Annotated in this window: 2 protein-coding genes; both read right to left on the reverse strand. The window is 54.9% G+C overall.

Features of this window, described 5'->3' with window-relative positions; all coding sequences use genetic code 11:
• Positions 1–324: hypothetical protein (locus tag HW554_RS20200; protein ID WP_176910332.1), on the reverse strand; the 324-nt coding region annotated here is incomplete at its 3' end.
• A gap of 236 nt (positions 325–560) precedes the next feature.
• The gene (locus HW554_RS20205) at positions 561–1,112 is read right to left on the reverse strand and encodes a hypothetical protein (protein ID WP_176910333.1); all 552 of its coding nucleotides are present in this window, start codon (positions 1,110–1,112) and stop codon (positions 561–563) included.
• Positions 1,113–1,188: the final 76 nt, after the last annotated feature.

Raw genomic sequence — 1,188 nt, forward strand, 5'->3', positions numbered from 1 at the left:
GCTTAGACCACTGGTGGAGGAGGGGGGGTAAGACGTGATGACGCCCGGCTTACCCTTGTATTCCTCTAGCACCAGCCGGACAACCTGTTGCGTAGGGAAGTCGGTAGTAAAAATGGCGGCTGTCAGCAGGTTGGAGGAACTGCTGTACACATTGACGACCGTATGGCTCAAATCGACCGAAATCGGGACGCCATCAATCTTAAGCGATACCGTATTTTCTGGAATAGGATTGGTCGGCTGCGGGTCTTCTTTGGTTTTATCACCTGCACAGGAGAAAACGGAAAGACTTATCACTAGCAAGGCACAAGCGGACTGACTTTTCATACTGAAAGAAGGAGTGAGCAAGAAAGAGTGCCTAAATATAGATTGCCCGTTCGCTGAAATCTGGAAGCTGCTCGCTTCACCTGATTTGGAACAATGAATAGGGTTGGATAAAATGTTTGCCTATTGGGCCTTATCTGAGGCTATCTAGACGTTGATTCATTCGCTCCTTTGAATAAATTGAGCGCGTTTATCTTCGGACCGTTTGCGCAAACACAGGCCTCCGCCGCCAAGCTGTCTTATCCCTCGTCGTTGTGACGAAAATCATAGAAGGAATGCGTGGTCAAATCGTAACAAATGGACCAATAGGCACTGCCCCCATCGTACGTCCAGACGGCTTGCCGTAACCAGAACGGCACGCTCCCCGGCACCTCTTCTCGCTGTTCAATAAACAGATTGAGGAAGAGGCAGCGGTGGCCTTCGGGATTGACAAATCCAAAGTATTGGCGCCGGTAGTCGGCCAAGTGCTGTTGGATGAGCGCGGGGTACTGCGCGTAATAGGCCGGTTCCGGTTGGGCATTCACCCGCGCTAGCGAGACCCGGCGCAAGGCTTTTTCGGCGGTCCAGACGTCCCGGCGGGTCGGGGTAAAGCGGCCGGGTGGGGGCGCTAGCTTGGCCAGTTCCGGCGGCAAGGTGGCCGCTGCCGGAAACAGGGCACAATCTGCCTGGCGCAGGCGGTAGGGCACCGCGATGGTATCGGGAGGCGGAGGAAGTTGCTGTGCCGCCACTGGCAGCGCAGGCAACCCCACGAGGAGCAATAAGCGCAAAAGGAGCCAGAGGGAGCGACGCATGGAAAGGACGGCAATTCGAAAGGCCCAAGGTAGCCACGGTTAGGAGTGATTAAAGGCTCGTTATTCTATTCGGACC

It is taken from the genome of Hymenobacter lapidiphilus (assembly GCF_013377885.1).
GTDB lineage: Bacteria > Bacteroidota > Bacteroidia > Cytophagales > Hymenobacteraceae > Hymenobacter > Hymenobacter lapidiphilus.

Excerpts from the sequence above, each read along its gene's own strand:
- HW554_RS20205 (WP_176910333.1), bottom strand. The coding sequence starts at position 1,112 with ATGCGTCGCTCCCTCTGGCTCCTTTTGCGCTTATTGCTCCTCGTGGGG.